The 19068-nt window shown below is 72.4% G+C and carries 18 protein-coding genes; 5 read left to right on the forward strand and 13 right to left on the reverse strand.

Going from position 1 to position 19068, the window contains the following annotated elements:
- Positions 1-52 precede the first annotated feature (52 nt).
- From topA to AB0B39_RS04985, 6 genes are all read right to left on the reverse strand, one after another.
- Entirely contained in the window at positions 53-2899 is a 2847-nt protein-coding gene (topA, locus tag AB0B39_RS04960; RefSeq protein ID WP_357573530.1) for a type I DNA topoisomerase, read from the reverse strand.
- Positions 2900-3332: 433 nt separating this feature from the next.
- Positions 3333-4082, reverse strand: coding sequence for a hypothetical protein (locus tag AB0B39_RS04965; protein ID WP_357491137.1), 750 nt, complete (start codon positions 4080-4082; stop codon positions 3333-3335).
- On the reverse strand, positions 4073-4615 hold the full coding sequence (locus AB0B39_RS04970; protein WP_357491139.1) for a hypothetical protein: 543 nt from the start codon (positions 4613-4615) through the stop codon (positions 4073-4075). The genes AB0B39_RS04965 and AB0B39_RS04970 overlap by 10 nt, the downstream gene beginning before the upstream one ends.
- A 102-nt stretch (positions 4616-4717) precedes the next feature.
- Positions 4718-7078: a sodium-translocating pyrophosphatase gene (locus tag AB0B39_RS04975; protein ID WP_357573531.1), complete on the reverse strand. Its 2361-nt coding sequence runs from the start codon at positions 7076-7078 to the stop codon at positions 4718-4720.
- Positions 7079-7416: 338 nt separating this feature from the next.
- Positions 7417-7851, reverse strand: coding sequence for an ATP-binding protein (locus AB0B39_RS04980; RefSeq protein WP_234584146.1), 435 nt, complete (start codon positions 7849-7851; stop codon positions 7417-7419).
- Complete coding sequence (locus tag AB0B39_RS04985; protein WP_007454668.1) at positions 7851-8207, reverse strand: STAS domain-containing protein; 357 nt, start codon at positions 8205-8207, stop codon at positions 7851-7853. The genes AB0B39_RS04980 and AB0B39_RS04985 overlap by 1 nt, the downstream gene beginning before the upstream one ends.
- A gap of 188 nt (positions 8208-8395) precedes the next feature.
- Between AB0B39_RS04985 and AB0B39_RS04990 the strand changes: the two genes are divergently transcribed.
- From AB0B39_RS04990 to AB0B39_RS05000, 3 genes are all read left to right on the forward strand, one after another.
- Positions 8396-10774, forward strand: a complete 2379-nt coding sequence (locus tag AB0B39_RS04990; RefSeq protein ID WP_357573777.1) for a DEAD/DEAH box helicase — start codon at positions 8396-8398, stop codon at positions 10772-10774.
- 99 nt (positions 10775-10873) lie between these two features.
- The gene (locus tag AB0B39_RS04995) at positions 10874-11077 is read left to right on the forward strand and encodes a hypothetical protein (protein WP_234584145.1); all 204 of its coding nucleotides are present in this window, start codon (positions 10874-10876) and stop codon (positions 11075-11077) included.
- Between the two features lie 119 nt (positions 11078-11196).
- Entirely contained in the window at positions 11197-11775 is a 579-nt protein-coding gene (locus AB0B39_RS05000; protein WP_234584144.1) for a hypothetical protein, read from the forward strand.
- A 123-nt stretch (positions 11776-11898) separates the two neighbouring features.
- Here AB0B39_RS05000 and AB0B39_RS05005 read toward each other — a convergent pair whose 3' ends face one another.
- From AB0B39_RS05005 to ssd, 7 genes are all read right to left on the reverse strand, one after another.
- Positions 11899-12342, reverse strand: coding sequence for an Rv3654c family TadE-like protein (locus AB0B39_RS05005; RefSeq protein ID WP_357491144.1), 444 nt, complete (start codon positions 12340-12342; stop codon positions 11899-11901).
- Complete coding sequence (locus AB0B39_RS05010; protein ID WP_357492050.1) at positions 12342-12656, reverse strand: TadE family type IV pilus minor pilin; 315 nt, start codon at positions 12654-12656, stop codon at positions 12342-12344. Before AB0B39_RS05010 ends, AB0B39_RS05005 begins: the two co-directional genes overlap by 1 nt.
- Before the next feature lie 113 nt (positions 12657-12769).
- Positions 12770-12937 carry a DUF4244 domain-containing protein gene (locus AB0B39_RS05015; protein WP_234584142.1) on the reverse strand — a complete coding sequence of 56 codons (168 nt, stop codon included), beginning with the start codon at positions 12935-12937 and terminating at the stop codon, positions 12770-12772.
- A 22-nt stretch (positions 12938-12959) separates the two neighbouring features.
- Positions 12960-13523 carry a type II secretion system F family protein gene (locus tag AB0B39_RS05020; RefSeq protein WP_357573778.1) on the reverse strand — a complete coding sequence of 188 codons (564 nt, stop codon included), beginning with the start codon at positions 13521-13523 and terminating at the stop codon, positions 12960-12962.
- Between the two features lie 119 nt (positions 13524-13642).
- Positions 13643-14830 (reverse strand): hypothetical protein, encoded by a 1188-nt coding sequence (locus AB0B39_RS05025; RefSeq protein WP_357573532.1) that lies wholly within the window; start codon positions 14828-14830, stop codon positions 13643-13645.
- Complete coding sequence (locus AB0B39_RS05030) at positions 14827-16038, reverse strand: TadA family conjugal transfer-associated ATPase (RefSeq protein WP_357491148.1); 1212 nt, start codon at positions 16036-16038, stop codon at positions 14827-14829. Before AB0B39_RS05030 ends, AB0B39_RS05025 begins: the two co-directional genes overlap by 4 nt.
- Positions 16035-17138, reverse strand: a complete 1104-nt coding sequence (ssd, locus tag AB0B39_RS05035; protein WP_234584139.1) for a septum site-determining protein Ssd — start codon at positions 17136-17138, stop codon at positions 16035-16037. The genes AB0B39_RS05030 and ssd overlap by 4 nt, the downstream gene beginning before the upstream one ends.
- Positions 17139-17534: 396 nt before the next feature.
- On the opposite strand from ssd, the gene AB0B39_RS05040 reads away from it, so the two are divergent.
- Together AB0B39_RS05040 and AB0B39_RS05045 are read left to right on the forward strand one after the other, a co-directional pair.
- Positions 17535-18149 (forward strand): DUF4240 domain-containing protein, encoded by a 615-nt coding sequence (locus AB0B39_RS05040; RefSeq protein ID WP_357573533.1) that lies wholly within the window; start codon positions 17535-17537, stop codon positions 18147-18149.
- A 205-nt stretch (positions 18150-18354) separates the two neighbouring features.
- On the forward strand, positions 18355-18891 hold the full coding sequence (locus tag AB0B39_RS05045) for a hypothetical protein (protein ID WP_357573534.1): 537 nt from the start codon (positions 18355-18357) through the stop codon (positions 18889-18891).
- The last annotated feature ends 177 nt before the right edge of the window (positions 18892-19068 follow it).

Here is a 19068-nt window from a genome sequence, read left to right on the forward strand (position 1 = left end):
AGCCCCGCCACCGAATCGGACATTTAACCCATTAGGGGCAGTGTGCTGGCTGTCACTCCTCGGCGGGACTGGCGGTGGCCTTCTTCGGGGCCGCCTTCTTCGCCGGGGCCGCCTTCCTGGCCGCCGTCGCCTTGGCGGTGGTGGTCTTCTTCGCGGCAGTGGACTTGCTGGCGGCGGCCGTCTTCTTGGTGGCCGTCGCCTTCTTCGCGGGCGCCTTCTTCGCCGCCGCCTTCTTGCGCGGCGCCGGACCCTTGGCACGCTTGTCGGCCAGCATCTCCGAGGCTTCCTCGAGGCTCAACGCCTCCGGGGTCTGCCCGCGCCGCAGGGACGCGTTGAACTCGCCGTCGGTGACGTACGGGCCGAAACGCCCATCCTTGATCACGAGCGGTTTCTCGGTCAGCGGGTCGACGCCCATCTCCCGCAGTGGCGGCGCGGCGGCCCGCCGGCCCCGGGTCTTCGGCGCGGCCAGCAGGGCCAACGCGTCGTCCAGGCTGACCGTGAACATCTGCTCTTCGGACTCCAGCGAGCGGAACTCCTCGCCCCGCTTCACGTACGGGCCGTAGCGACCGTTGTTGGCGAACACCTCGACGCCGTCGGGCGCGACGCCCACCAGCCGAGGCAGGCTGAGCAGCCGCAGCGCCTCCTCCAGGGACAGCGAATCCGGAGTCTGCGACCGCAGCAGCGACGACTTGCGCTCACCACTGGACACGTACGGGCCGAAGCGGCCGGACTTCAGCACGATCGGCTCGCCGGTGGCGGGGTCGTCACCGAGCTTGCGCTCGCCGCTGCCACCGAGGAACAGCTCGTGCACCTTCTCCGGGGTCAGCTCGTCCGGGGCGAGGCCCTCGGGGATCGGCGCCCGGTCACCCTGGGGGCCGCTCTCCTCGCCCTCACCCGTGGCGGCCGGCGTCGGCTGCTCACCGCCGGGCAGCTCCCGCTGGAGGTACGGCCCGTACCGGCCGACCCGGACGACCACCTCGCGGCCCTCCTCGTCGGTGAAGAGCGGGATGGAGTTGACGCTGCGGGCGTCGATGTCGCTGAGGTTCTCGGTGACCAGCTTCTTCAACCCGCCGGAACGGGCGATGTCCTGGTCACCGGCACCGTTGGAGCTGCCGAAGTAGAACGCGGTGAGGAAGTCGACGGCCGCGTGGTCACCGCCGGCGATCTCGTCCAGCTCGTTCTCCATGCTGGCCGTGAAGTCGTAGTCGATCAGGCGGGGATAGTGCCGTTCCATCAGGCCGATCACCGCGAAGGCCAGGAACGTGGGGATCATCGCCTGGCCGCGCTTGGTGACGTACCCCCGGTCCTGGATCGTCTGCATGATCGACGCGTAGGTCGACGGACGGCCGATGCCCAGCTCTTCCAGGGCCTTGACCAGCGACGCCTCGGTGTAGCGCGACGGCGGCTGGGTGTGGTGACCCTGCGCGGCCAGCTCGTCGGCGGTCAGCGGCTGGTCCTTGACCAGGGTGGGCAGCCGGCGCTCGGCGTCCTCGGCCTCGGCGTTCTCGTCGTCGCTGGACTCGACGTACGCGCGCAGGAAGCCCGGGTCGGTGATGGTCTTGCCGGTCGCGCCGAAGTCGGCCTCCTCCTGCGAGGTGGAGACCGCCCGGATGCGCACCGACACGCTGGAACCGACCGCGTCGGTCATCTGCGAGGCGATCGTCCGCCGCCAGATCAGCTCGTAGAGCTTGAACTCCTCGGCGGACAGCTCCTTGGCCACCTCGCCCGGGGTGCGGAAGTTGTCCCCCGCCGGGCGGATCGCCTCGTGCGCCTCCTGCGCGTTCTTCACCTTGCCGGTGTAGCGGCGCGGCTCCGGCGGAACGCTGCGCTCGCCGTACAGCTCGACGATCTGCCGGCGGGCCGCCGAGATGGCGGTCTCCGACAGGTTCACCGAGTCGGTACGCATATAGGTGATGTAGCCGTTCTCGTAGAGCCGCTGCGCGGTACGCATCGTCTGCTGCGAGGACAGGCGCAGCTTGCGGGCCGCCTCCTGCTGGAGCGTCGAGGTGATGAACGGCGCGTAGGGGCGGCGACGGTAGGGCTTCTCCTCGACGCGGGTGACGGTGAACGGCCGGCCCTCAAGGCGGGCCGCGAGCCCTCGGGCACCGCCCTCGTCCAGGTGGACGACGCCGGCGCCGGCCCGGACCCGACCCGTGGTCGGCTCGAAGTCCTTACCGGTGGCGATCCGGTCGCCGTTCAACGCGATCAGGGTGGCGTTGAAGGCCCGGGGCCCCTCACCGGCGTTCGCCACGGCGAGGGTGGCCAGGATGTCCCAGTACTCGGCGGTGCGGAACGCCATCCGCTGCCGCTCCCGCTCGACCACGATCCGGGTCGCCACGGACTGCACCCGGCCGGCCGAGAGCTTCGGCATGACCTTCTTCCACAGCACCGGGGAGACCTCGTAGCCGTAGAGGCGGTCGAGGATCCGCCGGGCCTCCTGGGCGTCGACCAGGTCGCGGTCGATCTCCCGGGGGTTGGCCACCGCCGCCTGGATCGCCGGCTTGGTGATCTCGTGGAAGACCATCCGCTTGACCGGCACCTTGGGCTTGAGCGTCTCCACCAGGTGCCAGGCGATCGCCTCGCCCTCGCGGTCCTCATCCGTGGCCAGGAAGATCTCGTCGACCTCCTTGGCCAGCTTCACCAGCTTGCTGATCTGCTGGCGGCGGTCGGCGGAGACGACGTAGAGCGCGTGGAACCCGTTGTCCACGTCCACCCCGAGGCGGGCCCAGGACTCGCCCTTGTACTTGGCCGGCACGTCGGCGGCGTTGCGCGGCAGGTCGCGGACGTGACCGAAGCTGGCCTCCACGACGTACCCCGGGCCCAGGTAGCCCGAGATCGTCTTGGCCTTCGCCGGTGACTCGACGATGACCAGACGGGTGGTTCCAGCTTTGCTCGGCACGTCTCTGTCGACCTCACTCCTGCTCGTGGCCTTCCGGCGCCCGGACAGCGACCGCTCTCGACCCCGCCGTGGCACCGGCGGTCCGGATGTCCAACGTAACCCGCCGTCCGCGTTTCGGGTTTCGCGGGCGGCAATCCGCTGCGGCGCGGCGCTCCCCGCCCCGCCGCGCTCGGCACTGCCGGACGGCGCCACCGTACACCGTGAGTAGGGCTCGAAGCGGGTCACTGTGACGATGGCGGACCCTCGGCCGAGGCCCGACCCGGCTGTTTTCCTCTGGATCGGCCCGCCAGCTGTCCGTCACCGGACACCCCGTCCCATACCCCCCACCCGCGTCGATCATGAGGTTGTGGTGGGCGTTCAGCCCCGAAGGAGAGGAAAGTCCACCACCACAACTCCATGATCGGCAACGAGGGGGCGGGCCACGGGCGGCGGGTCAGGGCCAGGCGTCTGGTGGTGCGGCCGGTGGCGGTTCGCCGACCAGTTCGGCGAGCCGCGCCATCCGGCGTCGGCCGGTGATCCGGTACGCCGGGCCGCCCTCGCCGGGGCCGAGCAACGTGCCGTCCAGGCCGGCGGCGGCGAGGGCGGCGCCGATCGCGTCCCACGACTCCTGATCGCCCTCGCCGAGCCGCAGCAGGAAGCCGCCGGGCGGCTCCGGGGTCCCGGCGGCGGCGAGCCAGAGCCGCAGCCGCCGGCCGGTCAGGTGGAAGACCTCCGGCGGGCGCTTCGCCGAGCCGTGCAGCCACGCGACCGCGAGCGGCTTCAACAGCCGGGTGTACGACGTCCGGACGGTGTGTCGCTCGTCCTCGGTCGGCTCCCAGCTCGCGGCCAGCCCGCGCAGCGCCAGTTCGGCGACGAGCACGTGCACCCGCCAGGCGGCGTCCACCCGCACCGCGAGCCGGGCCGTGCCGCCCATCCGGACCACCTCGCCCGGCCCGGCCAGCAGGCCGGCCAGATCGGCGACCGCCGGTTCGGCGGCATCCGCGCCGAAGAAGACCAGTTGCCGCCCCGCGTCGTCGGCGTGCGGCTGCCCGGGACGACCCGACTCCGATCGGGCCGGGCCGCCGCGTCGCCGGCCGGCACCCGACGTCGCCGCGCCGGTGTCCGGCGGATCGGGCTCGGGTGCGGGAAACAGCGCCGGCAGCGGCTGCGCCGCAGGAGAGTCCCCGAGCCCCTTCAGCGACACTCCGGCACCTCGTCGAATGCCTGTTTCAACTCCTCGGAGTTGAGCTGGCTGGTGTCCAGGGCGCTGGCGTCGTACTCCTTGTTCAGCGTCTCGACGGCGGCCCGCACGCCGTCGTAGAAGGCGGCCGGCTCGCTGGTGCCCAGCCCCTCGATGGTGTCCCGGGCCCGGCCGTAGGCGTCCCGCATCTTGCTCAGCGAGCTGCGGAACCCGGCGGAAATCGCCTCGCCGTTGTCGGTCTCCGGGACGCCGGCCTGCTCGACCTTGCGGCGCGCGGTCTCACTGGCCTGCTCCGCACCGCCGAAGAGCCGCACCAGGTTCTCCTTGGCCTGCGCCGGAGTGGTCTGCGCCGTCATCTGCTGATCGGCGCTGCTGGTCAACTTGCTGATCTCGGAGCGCCACGGCGTGAGCGCGCCGCAGACCGACGCCGCCCAGGCCCGCGGGCTGGGCCCACCACCGCAACCGGAGAGGACGACGACGATCGTGGCCAGGACCACCGTGAGCTTTCCGGCGGCAGACGCCCGGCACGTACGCATGCGTTGCAGCGTACGGCCTGCGGCCAGGCCTGGCACCGGTCCGGATGGCCGGGGTCCCCGCCCGACGGGTACGTCGGACGGGGACCCCGGTGCCGGTGTCGCTCAGGCGTTGATCGTCTCCGGCCGGTGGTCGGCGCTGCCCGCGCCGGTGTTGCCGCCGGCGTCGGAGTCGTCCATCGCGATGCCCTTGCGCTTGCTGAACACCACCGACGCCACGATGATCGCCGTCGCCACCAGCGCGATGGTCACCCGCAGGCCGACGTTGCGGTCGTCGCCGACGCTCCACGCCACCACGGCGGGCGCGATCAGCAGCGAGACCAGGTTCATCACCTTGATCAGCGGGTTGATCGCCGGGCCGGCGGTGTCCTTGAACGGGTCGCCGACGGTGTCGCCGATGACCGTGGCGGCGTGCGCCTCGGAGCCCTTACCGCCGTACGCGCCGTCCTCGACCAGCTTCTTGGCGTTGTCCCACGCGCCACCGGAGTTGGCCAGGAAGACAGCCATCAGGGTGCCGGCGCCGATCGCACCGGCGAGGTACGCCGCCAGCGCGCCGGGCCCGAGGCCGAAGCCGACAGCGATCGGCGCCAGGATGGCGAGCAGACCGGGGGTCATCAGCTCGCGCTGCGCGTCCCGGGTGCAGATGTCGACGACCTTGCCGTACTCCGGGCGCTGGGTGCGGTCCATGATGCCGGGCAGCTCACGGAACTGCCGGCGGACCTCCATCACCACGGCGCCGGCCGAGCGGGACACCGCGTTGATGGCCAGCCCGGAGAAGAGGAAGACGACAGCCGCACCGATGATCAGGCCGACCAGGTTGCGCGGGTTGGCCACGTTCAGCGAGTTGAGGATCTCGGTCCCGACGTCGCCCACACCGGCGTCCGCGTACGAGGTGCGCAGCGTGTCGGTGTACGAGCCGAACAGCGCGGTCGCCGCCAGCACCGCCGTGGCGATCGCGATGCCCTTGGTGATCGCCTTGGTGGTGTTGCCGACCGCGTCCAGCTCGGTGAGCGTCCGGGCGCCGTGCTCGTCGATGTCGCCGGACATCTCGGCGATGCCCTGCGCGTTGTCGGAGATCGGTCCGAAGGTGTCCATGGCGACGATGACGCCGACGGTGGTGAGCAGGCCGGTGCCGGCCAGCGCCACCGCGAACAGCGACAGCGTGATGGAACTGCCGCCGAGCAGGAACGCCCCGAAGACGCCAGCGCCGATCAGCAGCGCCGAGTAGACAGCCGACTCCAGCCCGATGCTGATGCCGGCGAGGATCACCGTGGCGGCGCCGGTCTGCGAGCTCTTGCCGATGTCCTGCACCGGCCGGCGGTTGGTCTCGGTGAAGTACCCGGTCAGCGCCTGGATCGCCGCGGCCAGCACGATGCCGATCACGACCGCGCCGATGGCCACCAGTCGCGGGTTACGGTCGACGTCGGTGAGGCCACCCTCCAGCTCGGCGAAGGTCGCCGGCAGGTACGCGTACGCGGCGATCGCCACCAGCACCGCGGAGAGCACGGCGGAGATGTAGAAGGCCCGGTTGATCGCGGTGAGGCCGCTGCGGTCGGAGGCGCGCAGCCGGGTGATGAAGACGCCGACGATGGCGACCAGCACGCCGATGGTGGAGATGATCAGCGGGAAGACCAGCCCGTCCTCGCCGAAGGCGGCGCGGCCGAGGATCAGCGCTGCGACAAGCGTCACCGCGTACGACTCGAAGAGGTCGGCGGCCATGCCGGCGCAGTCACCGACGTTGTCGCCCACGTTGTCGGCGATGGTGGCGGCGTTGCGCGGGTCGTCCTCGGGGATGCCCTGCTCGACCTTGCCGACCAGGTCGGCGCCGACGTCGGCGGCCTTGGTGAAGATGCCGCCGCCGACCCGCATGAACATCGCCAGCAGCGCGGCGCCGAAGCCGAAGCCCTCCAGCACCGTCGGCGCGTCACCCCGGTAGACCAGGACGACGAGCGCGGCGCCGAAGAGACCGAGGCCGACGGTGAGGAAGCCGACCACGCCGCCGGTCCGGAAGGCGATCTTCATGGCCGCCTCGCGGCCACCCTGCCGCTCCCGGGCGGCGGCGGCCACACGCAGGTTGGCGCGGGTCGCCAACCACATGCCGGCACCGCCGATGGACGCGCTGAACACGGCGCCCACGATGAAGAAGAGCGAGCGGCCGAGCTTCACGGCCACCTCGCTGCCGTCGGTGTCGTGCACCGGCAGCAGGAAGAGCAGCACCACGGCGACGACGACGAAGATCGCCAAGGTGCGGAACTGGCGGAGCAGGTAGGCCGAGGCGCCCTCCTGGACCGCCCCCGAGATCTCCTGCATGTTCGTGGTGCCCTTGCCGGCTGCCAGCACCGTCTTCGTCAGCGCGGCGGCGAAGACGAGCGCCACCAGCGCGATGACCGCGGCGATGACGACGTATGTGACATTGCTTCCGGTAAGGGAAAGCCCGCCGCCATCGGCGGCCAAGGTCTCGGACATCTGTGTCCTCCTGTTACCGAACACTCGCGTCGACGGGTGGAGACGCACCGGTCGACGCCTGGATGCGGACTCGCAAGCGCGCGCCAACCCACCCCAGCGGACCAGCGATGACCACCCATACCCGCTGGCTGCGGGTTGGATCACTTGCTGACAACCCGGGTACTGTAGCCCTCCACAGTGTTCGAGGTCACACCGAGGTGGCACCGTGTCTCGATGATCTTCGTCGCTGTGTTATGAAACGAAATCTGATATAGGGCCCGATCCATGACGAGAAGGCCGCACCCTCGGCAGGGATACGGCCTTCTTCAGCGGTTCTCGGGCTTGAGCGGTTCCTCGGCTCAGCGGCCGACCGGCCACACCATCCGCACCTCGGTGCCGATGCCCTCGTCGACCGGGCGCACCTGCAGATCCTCGACGAAGCCCGCCAGCAGGGCGAACCCGACGCCCGTGGTCAGCGCCTCGTCGGTCAGCGACTCGTTGGCCAACTCGTCCGGCGGCAACGCCGCCAACCCGATGCCGGCCTCGATCGGCGCACGGTCCACCACCCGCACCGCGTACGTGCCGCCGTCGGACATTTCCACCAGCACCGGATCGGCCAGGCCGTACTGCCGGTGCAGGGCGACCGCCCGGGTGCAGGCCTCACCGATGGCCAGGCGCACCTCGTCCAGCAGATCCTCGCGGACACCGGCACGCCGGGCGACGGCGACGCCGACCAGTCGGGCGGTACGCACGTGCACCGGCGCCGGAGAGAAGGAGAGCCGGACCGTCGCCATCACGCGTTGGCGCCGGTCGGGCCCGCACCGACCGCAGCCTCGACCGTGGGGTGCAGCGGGAACACCTGGTCCAGCGCCGTGATCCGGAAGATCTTGAGCAGCGGCTCCTTGTCACAGACCAGGGCGAACGAGCCGCCGGCCGTACGCAGCCGCTTGTGCGCACCCACCAGCACGCCGAGACCGGTGGAGTCGAGGAAGTCCACCCGCCCGAGGTCGACGACCACGTGCCGGGCGCCACCGTCGATCAGCTCGAGGAGTCGTTCACGGAGCCGGGGCGCGGTGTAGACGTCCACCTCACCGCCGACCTCGAGCACCGTGTGCTCGCCCACGGTGCGCGTCGCCAGCGACAGCTCCATCGGTCCTCCTCGCCAGAGCCGTAAACTCTCCTGGGCATCTAACCACTACCGCCGGGACACCCTGCGGTCACCGGCGGAGGCTTCCCCTTACCCCCGGCCCCGGCTTTTCATCTCCGAACACCAGTGCGAGAGTGCAGGACGTGACCTCCAACGACTTCCTCTCGGCGCGGCCTACGCCGCGCCGTGACCTGGAGTCGTCCGCCGCGCCCACCGTATCCGCAGGTCACGACGTCGGACCAGCGCCGGTCGACCTGCTGCGCCGGCTACGCGCCCGGGGCGCCGGCGACCCGGTCACCCACGTCGAGCGGGTGCCGGCCCGGGTCGGCGTGCCCGCACCCTGGCCGGCGTGGGCACCACCGGAGCTGCGGGCGGCGTTCGCCCGCCGCGGCGTGGTCGCGCCCTGGCAGCACCAGGCCGAGGCGGCCACCCTGGCGTACGACGGCGGCCACGTGATCGTCGCCACCGGCACCGCGTCCGGCAAGTCGCTTGCGTACCAGCTCCCGGCGCTGGCCACCCTGCTCGCCGACCCCCGGGCCACAGTTCTCTACCTGGCGCCGACCAAGGCCCTCGCCGCCGACCAGCTGCGCGCCGTCGCCGGCCTGGAGCTCGACGGGGTACGCCCCGCCTGCTACGACGGGGACACGCCGCGCGCCGAACGGGAGTGGATCCGCCGGCACTCCCGTTTCGTGCTGACCAATCCCGACATGCTGCACCACGGCATCCTGCCCGGGAACGCCCAGTGGTCCGGTTTCCTGCGCCGCCTCGCGTACGTGGTGATCGACGAGTGCCACACCTACCGGGGGGTGTTCGGCTCGCACGTGGCGCACGTGCTGCGGCGACTGCGCCGGCAGTGCGCCCGCTTCGGCGCCACCCCGGTGTTCGTGCTCGCCTCGGCGACGTCCGGCGACCCGGCGACCGCCGCCGGCCGACTGACCGGCCTGCCGGTGACGGCGGTCACCGAGGACGCCTCACCGCGCGGCGGGGTGACCTTCGCGCTCTGGGAGCCGCCGCTGCTCCCACCCGACTCGGCCACCCCCGCGGTGCCCGCGCAGGCCGCCGGCGACCACGACGCCACCACGGACCTCGTCCAGGTCCGCCGGTCGGCGCTGCGCGAGACCGCGGACCTGCTCGCCGACACGGTCGCCGAGGGCGTACGCACGCTCGCGTTCGTGCGATCCCGCAAGGGCGCCGAGGTGGTGGCGGCCAACGCGCGCCGGGCCCTGGACGACGCGGTCCCGGGGCTCGGTGACCGGGTCGCCGCCTACCGGGGCGGCTACCTGCGCGAGGAGCGGCGCGAGCTGGAACGTGCCCTGCTGCACGGTGACCTGCTCGGCCTCGCCTCCACCAACGCGCTGGAGCTGGGCGTGGACCTGGTCGGTCTGGACGCCGTGCTGATCTGCGGCTATCCGGGCACCCGGGCGTCGCTGTGGCAGCAGGCGGGCCGTGCCGGGCGATCCGGGCAGGAGGCCCTCGCCGTACTGGTGGCACGGGACGACCCGCTGGACACCTACCTGGTGCACCACCCGGAGGCGATCTTCGGTGCGCCCGTCGAGGCGACGGTGCTCGACCCGGCCAACCCGTACGTGCTGGCGCCGCAGTTGGCCTGCGCGGCAGTCGAGGCGCCGCTCACCCCGGCCGACCTGGCGCTCTTCGGCGACGGGGCGAAGGAGGCCATCGACCAGTTGGTCGAGGCCGGCGCGCTGCGGCAGCGGCCCACCGGCTGGTACTGGCGGCACCGCGAGCGCCCCGAGGTGGACCTGCGCGGTGAGGGCGGCGCCCCGGTGTGCGTGGTGGAGTCCGCCACGGGCCGGCTGCTCGGCACCGTCGACGGCGGCTCGTCGCACTTCCTGCTCCACCCCGGCGCGGTCTACCTGCACCAGGGCATCTCGTACGTGGTCGACGACCTCGACCTGGCCGACGGCTGTGCGCTGGTGCACGTCGAGGAGCCGGACTGGTCCACCCACGCCCGGGACGTCACGGACCTGTCCGTGGTGTCGGTGCGCTCCTACGTCGACGCCGGGCCGGTCGGGATGTTCCTCGGCGAGGTGGACGTGACCAGCCAGGTCGTGTCGTACCAGCGGCGTCGGATCGCCACCGGCGAGGTGATCGACACCCGGCCGCTCGACCTGCCCACCCGGGAGCTGCGCACGGTGGCGGTCTGGTTCACGCTGTCACCGCGGTCGCTGGCCTCCGCAGGGGTCCAGCAGGCCGACGTCCCGGGTGCGCTGCACGCCGCCGAACACGCCGCGATCGGCCTGCTTCCGCTGATGGCGACGTGCGACAGGTGGGACATCGGCGGGCTCTCCACCGCCCTGCACCCGGACACCGAGGCACCGACGGTCTTCGTCTACGACGGGCACCCGGGCGGCGCCGGCTTCTCCGAGCGGGCGTACGGGACGGCGTCGGCGTGGCTGCGCGCCACGCGGGACGCCATCGCGGAGTGCGGCTGCGAGACCGGCTGCCCGTCCTGCGTGCAGTCGCCGAAATGCGGCAACGGCAACAACCCGCTCTCCAAGCCGGACGCGATCCGGGTGCTCGACGTGGTGCTGGAGAATCTGCCCGCCTGACGCACCTTGCATGAATCCCGACGGCACTGGGCACAATGGCATGGGAGCGCTTCCATCGATGCTTGTGTTCCAGTTAGCCCCCGCGCCCGAGGAGAAGCCGTGGCCGACACGATCGCTGAGACCGTCGACCTGCTCTACACCATCGACCAGGACCACCTCACCCTTGATCAGCAGATCGCACTTGGGGCGGCGCTGGCCGCCCTGGCCCAGGCGGAACGACTGGAGCAGATCAACGAACGGCTGCGCAGCATCCACCAGGTGCTCAACACCTGGTCGTTGCGCGTGACCGTGGACGGTCGCTGACCGTCGCGGGCCCGGTCCCGCGGGGCGGACCGGTGGGGGTGGGAGCGCCAGGGGCACGGGCCGACGGTGGTTGCCTGGCTGTGCGAGACTCCGGCGCACCATCCCCCTGAGGAGAACACATGCAGCTCGACAACTTGCAGGCCCTGCAGCAGTTCCACATCCGCCAGCGGCTGCGGATGATGGTCAACCAGTACGAGGTCCGGGCGGTCGCGCCGGACGGCACCGAGGGTGAGCTGCTGGCGTTCGCGCAGCAGAAGCGGCTCGCCTTCAAGGAGCAGGTGACGATCTACACCGACGACTCCAAGCAGCAGCCCCTGCTCGGCTTCAAGGCCCGCCAGCGCATCGACCTCGGCGCGACGTACGACGTCACCGACGCGGCCGGTAACGCGATCGGCCTGTTCCGCAAGGACTTCGCCCAGTCGCTGCTCCGCTCCACCTGGCACGTCGAGCAGGCCGGCCTGCCGCAGGTGACGGGCCAGGAGCGCAGCCTGCCGGTGGCGCTGCTGCGCCGGTTCGTCGACTCGCTGTCCTGGCTGCCGTACCACTTCGACTTCACCGCCGGCGGTCAGCCGATCTTCTCGGTGGTGAAGAAGTGGGGCCTGCGCGACAAGTACGTCGTCGAGGTGCAGAACCCGCAGATCGACCGTCGTCTCGTCATCGCGATGGCCGTCGCCCTCGACGCGCTCCAGTCCCGCTGACGCAACCCGGCTCACACCCGGCGACCCACCCTCTCGGCCGCTGACCGGGACAGGACCCCAAAGCCTGCCCCGGCCAGCCGGCCGCGGTCGAACAGCCAGGCGCGGTCCACGCGGACCATCGACTCAGCCGCGTACCGGGCCGGCGCGGGCCGTCGACGCGACGACCCGGGTCACGCCCGGAAGCGGTGTGAACGCCACCTCGACGGTCACCAGCACGTCCAGCCCGTCGAGGAGACAGTCGATCAGTCGGCCAGCGTTGCGGTGGGCGATGTCCGCGGCGGACGCGCACGCCACCGCGTCGCCGTCAAGCGCCCGGGCAGCCCCGGCCAGCGCACCGAGATCAGCGGCCACCGCCGCCCGCTGAGCCGCCATCCCGGCGGCGGTGGCAGCGGCGCCGAACGTCCCAACCAGCACGAAGACCAGTCCCAACGCGAGCAGCAGCACGGTTGCACCGCCTCGCTCCGCGTCCGGTCGGCCGCCGTGGTGTCGCTCGGCGTCCGGTCGGTCGCCGTCGTGTCGCTCGGCGTCCGGGCCGTGCCCACGCGACCGAGTGTCGGGATGCCGCATCACCATCTCCCCTCGTCCGCGCCGGGTTCCACGGCTGCGACGGCGGTGGCGAGAACGGTGATCTTCGGTAGCCGGCCGCCCAGCGCGCGGACGGGCGCGCGGACCGTCGCCTGCACCCGGTCGCCGTCGACCGACACCGACACCTCTGCCCCCGGTGGCGCCGCGCGCTCCCCATCCGCGCTGTCGGCTCCCCGGGCGGCGGCCAACGCCACCTCCCGGGCCGTGTGCAGACAGCTCGCCTGGGTGCTGACGGCGTTGACCGCGGTCAGGCCGGCGAGCAGCAGCAGGAGTAGCGCCGGCAGGCCGGCCGCCAGTTCGGCGGTGAAGGAGCCCCGGTCGCCGCCGACGAAATGGGCCCACCGGTTGCCGTCGCACGCTCGCCCGGGGGTACCCGGTTTCCGACCATGGCCGACCTGCCGGCGCCCGCTCACTTGAGCGCCCGGTCGATGACCGCGGTCAGCGCCGACTGGACATTGCCGGAGGTCAGGACCTTCAACAGAATCCCGGCGAAGGCCACCGCGGCGAGCGTGCCCACGGCGTACTCGGCGGTGTTCATCCCGTCGTCGCCGCGGAGTCGGGCGATGAGTTTGCGCATGCGTCTTTCCTTTCTCGATGGGTCAGAGCACGTCGCCGAGGACGGCGACGATCACCGGCACCAGGCCGGCGAGAATGAACGCGGGCAGGAAGCACAGCCCCAGCGGCAGCACGATGAGGACGCCAGCCCGGCGGGCCGACGCTTCGGCGGCGGTGGCCCGGTCGGCCCGCAGGTCGTCGGCGAGACGGGTCAGCGCACCGGCCAGCGCGGCGCCGCTGTTGGCCGAGCGGAAGGCCGCCGCTGCCATCCGATCGGCTCCCGGCACCCCGTCCAACGCCGACCACGCCTCGGCCTGGCCACCGCCGAGGAGCAGGGTGCGGCCGACCCGGGCCAGTCGGCTCGCGAGCGGGCCGTCCAGCGCCTCGGCCACGGCCAGCACCGAGCGGTCCACCGGCGCACCCGCCCGCATCGCCGCCGCCAGCAGGTCGGCGGCGAGCGGCAGGTCGGCGGCCTCCCGGAGTCGCCGGTCGCGCGCCGCCGGGGACTCGATCCGGCGCAGGAGCACGTCCAGCAGGACCGCGGCCGGAACCGCACCGAGCAGCCCGAACCAGCCCCCGACGACCACCGCGACGGCGAGCCCGGCCATCGCTGCCGCGAGGCGGATCGCGTCCGGTCGTCGCCGACTCTCCACACCGCCGCCACCCGAGCCGGCCCGGTGCGGCGAGCCGCGCCGACCGACCGAACCGCCCAGGCGCACCGGGGACATCAGGCGGCCCGCCCCGACGCCGCGCCCAACCGCTCGGCCCAGAACAGGCCGACTATCTGCAGGGCGACCGCGATGACCGCGCAGACCCCGCCGACAGTGCTGTGCAGGAGCACCGCCAAGGGGTCGACTCCGATCCCGTAGCCGAGCGCGATCCCGCCAACCGGCAGGGCCGCCAGCAACCAGGCCGTGGCGCGGGCGCCCGCCGCCTGTGCCGCCGCGGCGGCCAGGCCCCGGTCGGTCGCCCGGGCGTCCGCCTCGATGCGCTCGATCAGCTCGGCCAGCGGTGCGCCGGTCCGGTCCGCCAGCCGCACGGCGGCCGAGGTGAGCTCGCGAAGCCGGTCGGCTCGACCCGTCCCCTCGACGGCGGCGATCTCCAGGGTTGGCGGGACGGGCAGGCCCGCCCGGAGGTCGGCTGCCAGACCGCAGAGCAGGTCCAGGCCGCGCCGCCTTACCAGGTCCGCGTGCCGGCCCGCTCTCCAGCGGAGCAGGGCGCGCACGGCCAGCGTGCCGTAGCCGGCCACCGCGACAGCGGCCACCGGCCCGGCGGACACGGCACCGACCCCTGCCCCCACCAGGCCAACCAGCAGCAGCACACGCCTCGGCGACCGACGCACGCGCAGCCGACGGGCCTCGTACGACGCGCCGGCCGTTCGGTCCGCCGGGCGAACGAGGCGTTGGTCCGGCGGGCCAACGGTGCGATGGTCCGCCGGGTCGGCCCTGCTGCGGCCCGGATGCTCGACGGCCTCGATGGTCTCGGTCTCCGGCCGGGCAGTGGCAGCCGGGCGGCGAGGATCCCGACGGATCGGCGGCCGTGCCGGACCTGCCGGTCGCGTGGATCCACCCGGCCCGCCGGTCGCCCTCGGACGGCTCGGGCTGTCGTCGAGGTCCCGAGTGGACCAGGCGACAACCGTCCGCCCGCTGACGGACGTCGACGCTCCCGGCGGGTACGAGAGGGCACCCGGATGGACCTGGTCCGACACCCCGCCAAGCTCATCGGTCGGCCCGCCCCGCGCCCGAGCGAGGCCCCTGATCCATTCCACCAGAGCGTCGTCCGGATCAGCGCCGGTGGCGCCACGGCCCGGTGCCAGCACTCGGCGGCGGCGTGCCCGGACGCTCTGCACCGGCCAGGCCACCAGGACCGCGGCGGCCAGCAGCAGCGCCACCACGAGCGCCGTTCCGCCGGTCATGCCGGGCCCGCCGATCCGGGCCACGGCTCGCTGAGGATCGGCGGCACCGCCACGCCCCGGTCTCGCAGCAGCGTGCCGAAGGTACGTGCGGCCAACCCCAACCCACGTCCACGTATCCAGGCGGGCACCACAGTGGCCAGTCGTTCGGGCCCCTCGGGGAGCAGCAGGCAGATCGACTCGAGGACACGACCGCGGTCCCCTCGGCGTACCTGAAGCAACACTTGGAGCGCCGCGACCACCTGGGCGTGCAGGGCGGAGCGGGGCAGCCCGCCCAGCATGCCGAGCGCCTCCAGCCGGGCCGGCACGTCGGACGGGGTGTTGGCGTGCAGCGTGCCGGCGCCGCCGTCGTGGCCGGTGTTCAGCGCGGCCAGCAGGTCGACCACCTCCGCGCCCCGGCACTCCCCGACCACCAGCCGGTCCGGGCGCATCCGCAACGCCTGCCGAACCAGGTCGCCGAGGCTGACGACGCCCGTCCCCTCGACGTTGGCGGTGCGGGCCTGGAGCCCGACCACGTGCGGGTGCCCCGGTTGCAACTCGGCCGCGTCCTCCACCAGGACGATCCGCTCCGTGGTGGGCACCAAACCGAGCAACGTGTTGAGCAGGGTCGTCTTGCCCGAGCCTGTGCCGCCGGTGACCAGGTATGCCAGCCGGGCCGCGACGACGGCGGCGAGCAGTGGCGCCACCGGTCGCGGCACCGTCCCCTGGCGCACCAGTTCGTCGAGGGTGAACGGGCGGTGCCGGAACGTCCGCAGGGACAGGTAGGGCCCCTCGGTCGCCACCGGCGGCAGCACGGCGTGCAGCCGGGTGCCGTCGGGAAGCCGAGCGTCCGCGTACGGGGAGCCGTCGTCGAGCCGCCGCCCGGCGCTGGCGATCAGTCGCTGCGCCAGCCGGCGGACGTCCTCGACCGAGCCCACCGGGACCGCTACCTGGTGCAGCCCCGCGCCCCGGTCGACCCAGACGCGGACACCGTTGACCAGGACGTCGGTCACCTCCGGATCGGCCAGCAGCGGGGCCAGCGGCCCGGCGCCCACGAGGTCGTCGTGCACCCGGTCGGCGATCCGCAGTACTGCGGTGTCGCCCAACACCGCCGCGGTGGGCTCGGCGCGTACGGCGGACACGATCGCCGCCGGGGTGACGGGGTCGGTGGCGGCGGCGATCCGCTGGCGCACCCGGGCCGCGAAGGTGCCGTCCTCCGGCCGGCCGCTCATGCCGCACCCGTCGCGGGGACGCCGGTGAGGTCCGCGACGATCCGTCGGCAGAGCGTGGCGAGCGGGCCTTTGCCGGCCGCCGCCGGTGCCTCGCCGCGTTCGAGCCCCCGGCAGAGCCCGGGTTCGGGACGTAGCGTGCCAGCGAGAGGAAGCCCGAGTGCCCGTGCCACCTCGGTGGCGCGCAGGCGGCCCGGGGCGGGCCCACGCACCACCACCGAGAGCGCGGCGCAGTGTGGTGCGGCCGAGGCCACCACCCGGGCGGCGGCCGCGGTGGCGCGCAGCTCCGCCGGCACGACGACGTACGCCTGGTCGGCTGCCTGCAACGCGACCACGGCGGCGTCGTCCAACTGTCGGGGCAGGTCGATCACCACGAAGTCCCGGCCACGGTGCGCGGCGTCGACGGTCGCGGCCATCGCGGAGGCGGGCAGCGCCAGCATCTCGCCGCGATCCCAGGAGAGCACCACCAGGTCGCCCCGGCTGGGCAGCGCATCGACAAGCGCGGGCGCGTCCACCCGCCCGTCCGCGTCGGTGAGCGACGGCCAGCGCAGCCCTTCCAGCTGCTCCCAGCCCAGCACGAGGTCCAGGCCACCCCCGAGCGGGTCGGCGTCGATGAGCAGGGTGCGCAGTCGGGCCCGCGCCGCGGTCACGGCGAGCCCGCCCGCGAGGACGCTCGCGCCGGCACCGCCCCGACCGCCGAACAGCGCGACGACCCGGGCACCCGGACCGTTCTGCTGGTCGGGGCCCTGTTCGGCCAGGCGGTCCACCAGCCAGGGCTCGGCGGCGGGCAGTGCGGCGACGTGCTCGGCTCCGATCAGCTCGGCGATGTGCCAGCCGGGGTCGAGTTGACCGGCCCGGCCGACCAGCACCAGCCGGGGCCGCTTCGGCAGTCGGGCGCGCAGGCACGCCTGCGCCTGATCGGCGCCGAGCAGCACCAGCGGCGCGGGACCCCAGCGAGTGCGGGCGGCGGCCGGGTCGGCGGCGAGCTCCACCTCGGTGCCGCCGGCAGCGGCGAGCCGGAGCAGGTCGTCGAGCAGGTCGCCGTCCCCCGTGACGACCAGTGGGAGCCGTCGGATCGGCGGAACGGAGGTACGGGGTGCCATCGCGGCCTCCAGCGGTCGGGATCGGATGCACCGCCGACCCTGCTCGCGATCGGCCTCGCGGACTCCCCCCGACGCCTCGCCTGTGGACAACTCCGGGGCCTGTGGACAACGCCCGACGAGACGGTTGATCTGCTATGCGCGCGGGTTGCCGCGCAGCTAGGGCGGCTACCGGGAAAACACCGTGGGGCCGCTCCCGAGAGAGCGGTCCCACAAAGTCGGCGGTCAGCCGATCCGGTCAGTCCAGGTCGTCTCCAGGATCAGCCGGTACGCGCTGATCCGCACCGGAGCCCGCGTCAGCAACTCGTGGGCGAGCAGCTCACCCGTCGCCGGATCGAAGATCAGCAGAGACTGAGCCGCCGAGATCGACTGTCACAGCCGTCGGGGACACTCCCGGCCGTGGAGCTGGAAGAGTTTTGGAGCATCGTGGAGCGGGCACGAGCAGCGGCCGGCGCAGCGGCGGACCAACCCCGCCCCGACGGTCAGCCGGATGTGGTCGCTGACGCCCTGGTCGCGGAGCTGACGCGACTCCCGTTGTCACACATCGTGGCGTTCGACCAGACGCTCAACGAGGTGATGGACCAGGCCGACACCTGGGATCTCTGCGCGGCGTGCTGGATCATCGAGTACGGGTTCCTCTCCGACGACGGATTCTCCGATTTCCAGGCAGGGCTGGTCGGCCTGGGCAGAGCGGCGTTCGAGTCAGCCGCGCGGGACCCCGACTCGCTCGCCGACCATCCCGCGGTACGGCAGATCAGCGCATCGGAAGGCCGCGACCTGTGGATCGGCGACGAAGCCCTCCAGTTCGCCGCGCAGCAGGCGTACGAGCAACTGACCGGCGACGATGAGGCCTTCTGGGACGCCGTCGAATCAGCGGAGTCCGCGGCCACTGCGCCACCGCCGAGCCCGGAGCCAGCCGACGAGCGCTGGGACCTCAGCGACGAGGCCGAGTGGCGAAAGCGGCTGCCCAGGCTTTTCGAGCTGTTCGGCGCCCGCCGACTCGCGCTGGATTAGGGGGCGCTCCCAGCGGAAAGAGACGACCCCCGTCGGGGGATGCGGTCTCAGCTTGCCGGCCAGTGTCGGTGCTCATCAGACAGTGTCGACTGGCAGGTAGGGAGGATCGTCAGGTGACGGCTGGTGGTGCTCCACAACGGAGGGTCTGCTGCCTCGTCGCTGCCTCTGTCTAGATTTCAAGCATGATCGAGACGACACTCGGTGGATGCAATGGCTGACCGCCGCCCTGTCGTTCCTCGGCGGCCTGATCTCGGCGTCCGTCGCGGCCTATGTCGTGGTGAGGACGAACAACCAGCGGATGGCAGCCGAGGTCCGGGCTCGCTGGGACAGCGCGCTCTTTGAGCGAAGCGGCGCCTTCGTCGCTTCGGCGCGCACCCTGCGCCACCTGGCAGAGCATCCCTCGCGTAGCGAGGATGAGAACAGTCACCGGAAGGCGCTAGACGAAGCGCACCAGGGGATGCGGGTAGCCTGCGAGCAGCTTCGGCTACTGGGCAACAAGAGGGTCCAGACTGCAGCACGGGTAGTAACTCGCCATGCCTATGCTGTGCGGGTTCAGGCCGAGGACGGCCGTGACCCTCGGGCAGCGGAGTACCCCTCCAAGTCGCCAACAGCTCGCCTCAACGACGCTCTCCAAGAGTTCTACCGCGCGGTCCGCGCCCAACTCGGCGCAGAAGACCCAGAGGCGGTTTTGCATGACGATGACTTGGAAGCCGACCGGGCTACTCAGACGGAGCTGCGGTGAGCGCTCCGTCGGCGGGCAACGACAGTCACCCGACGTCTCGCTTACAAGCTCTGTGCATCGCGTCCGCACTCGTCCGGGTGTTTCGGCAGTGGTGTCCTTGCGGACGTGGTCCGGTCACCGGACATGCTTGACCACTTGCGTCCCGCGCCCTTTACAAGATCCGTTCGGCCAGTCGAT

The organism is Micromonospora sp. NPDC049114 (genome assembly GCF_040648635.1).
Lineage (GTDB): Bacteria > Actinomycetota > Actinomycetes > Mycobacteriales > Micromonosporaceae > Micromonospora.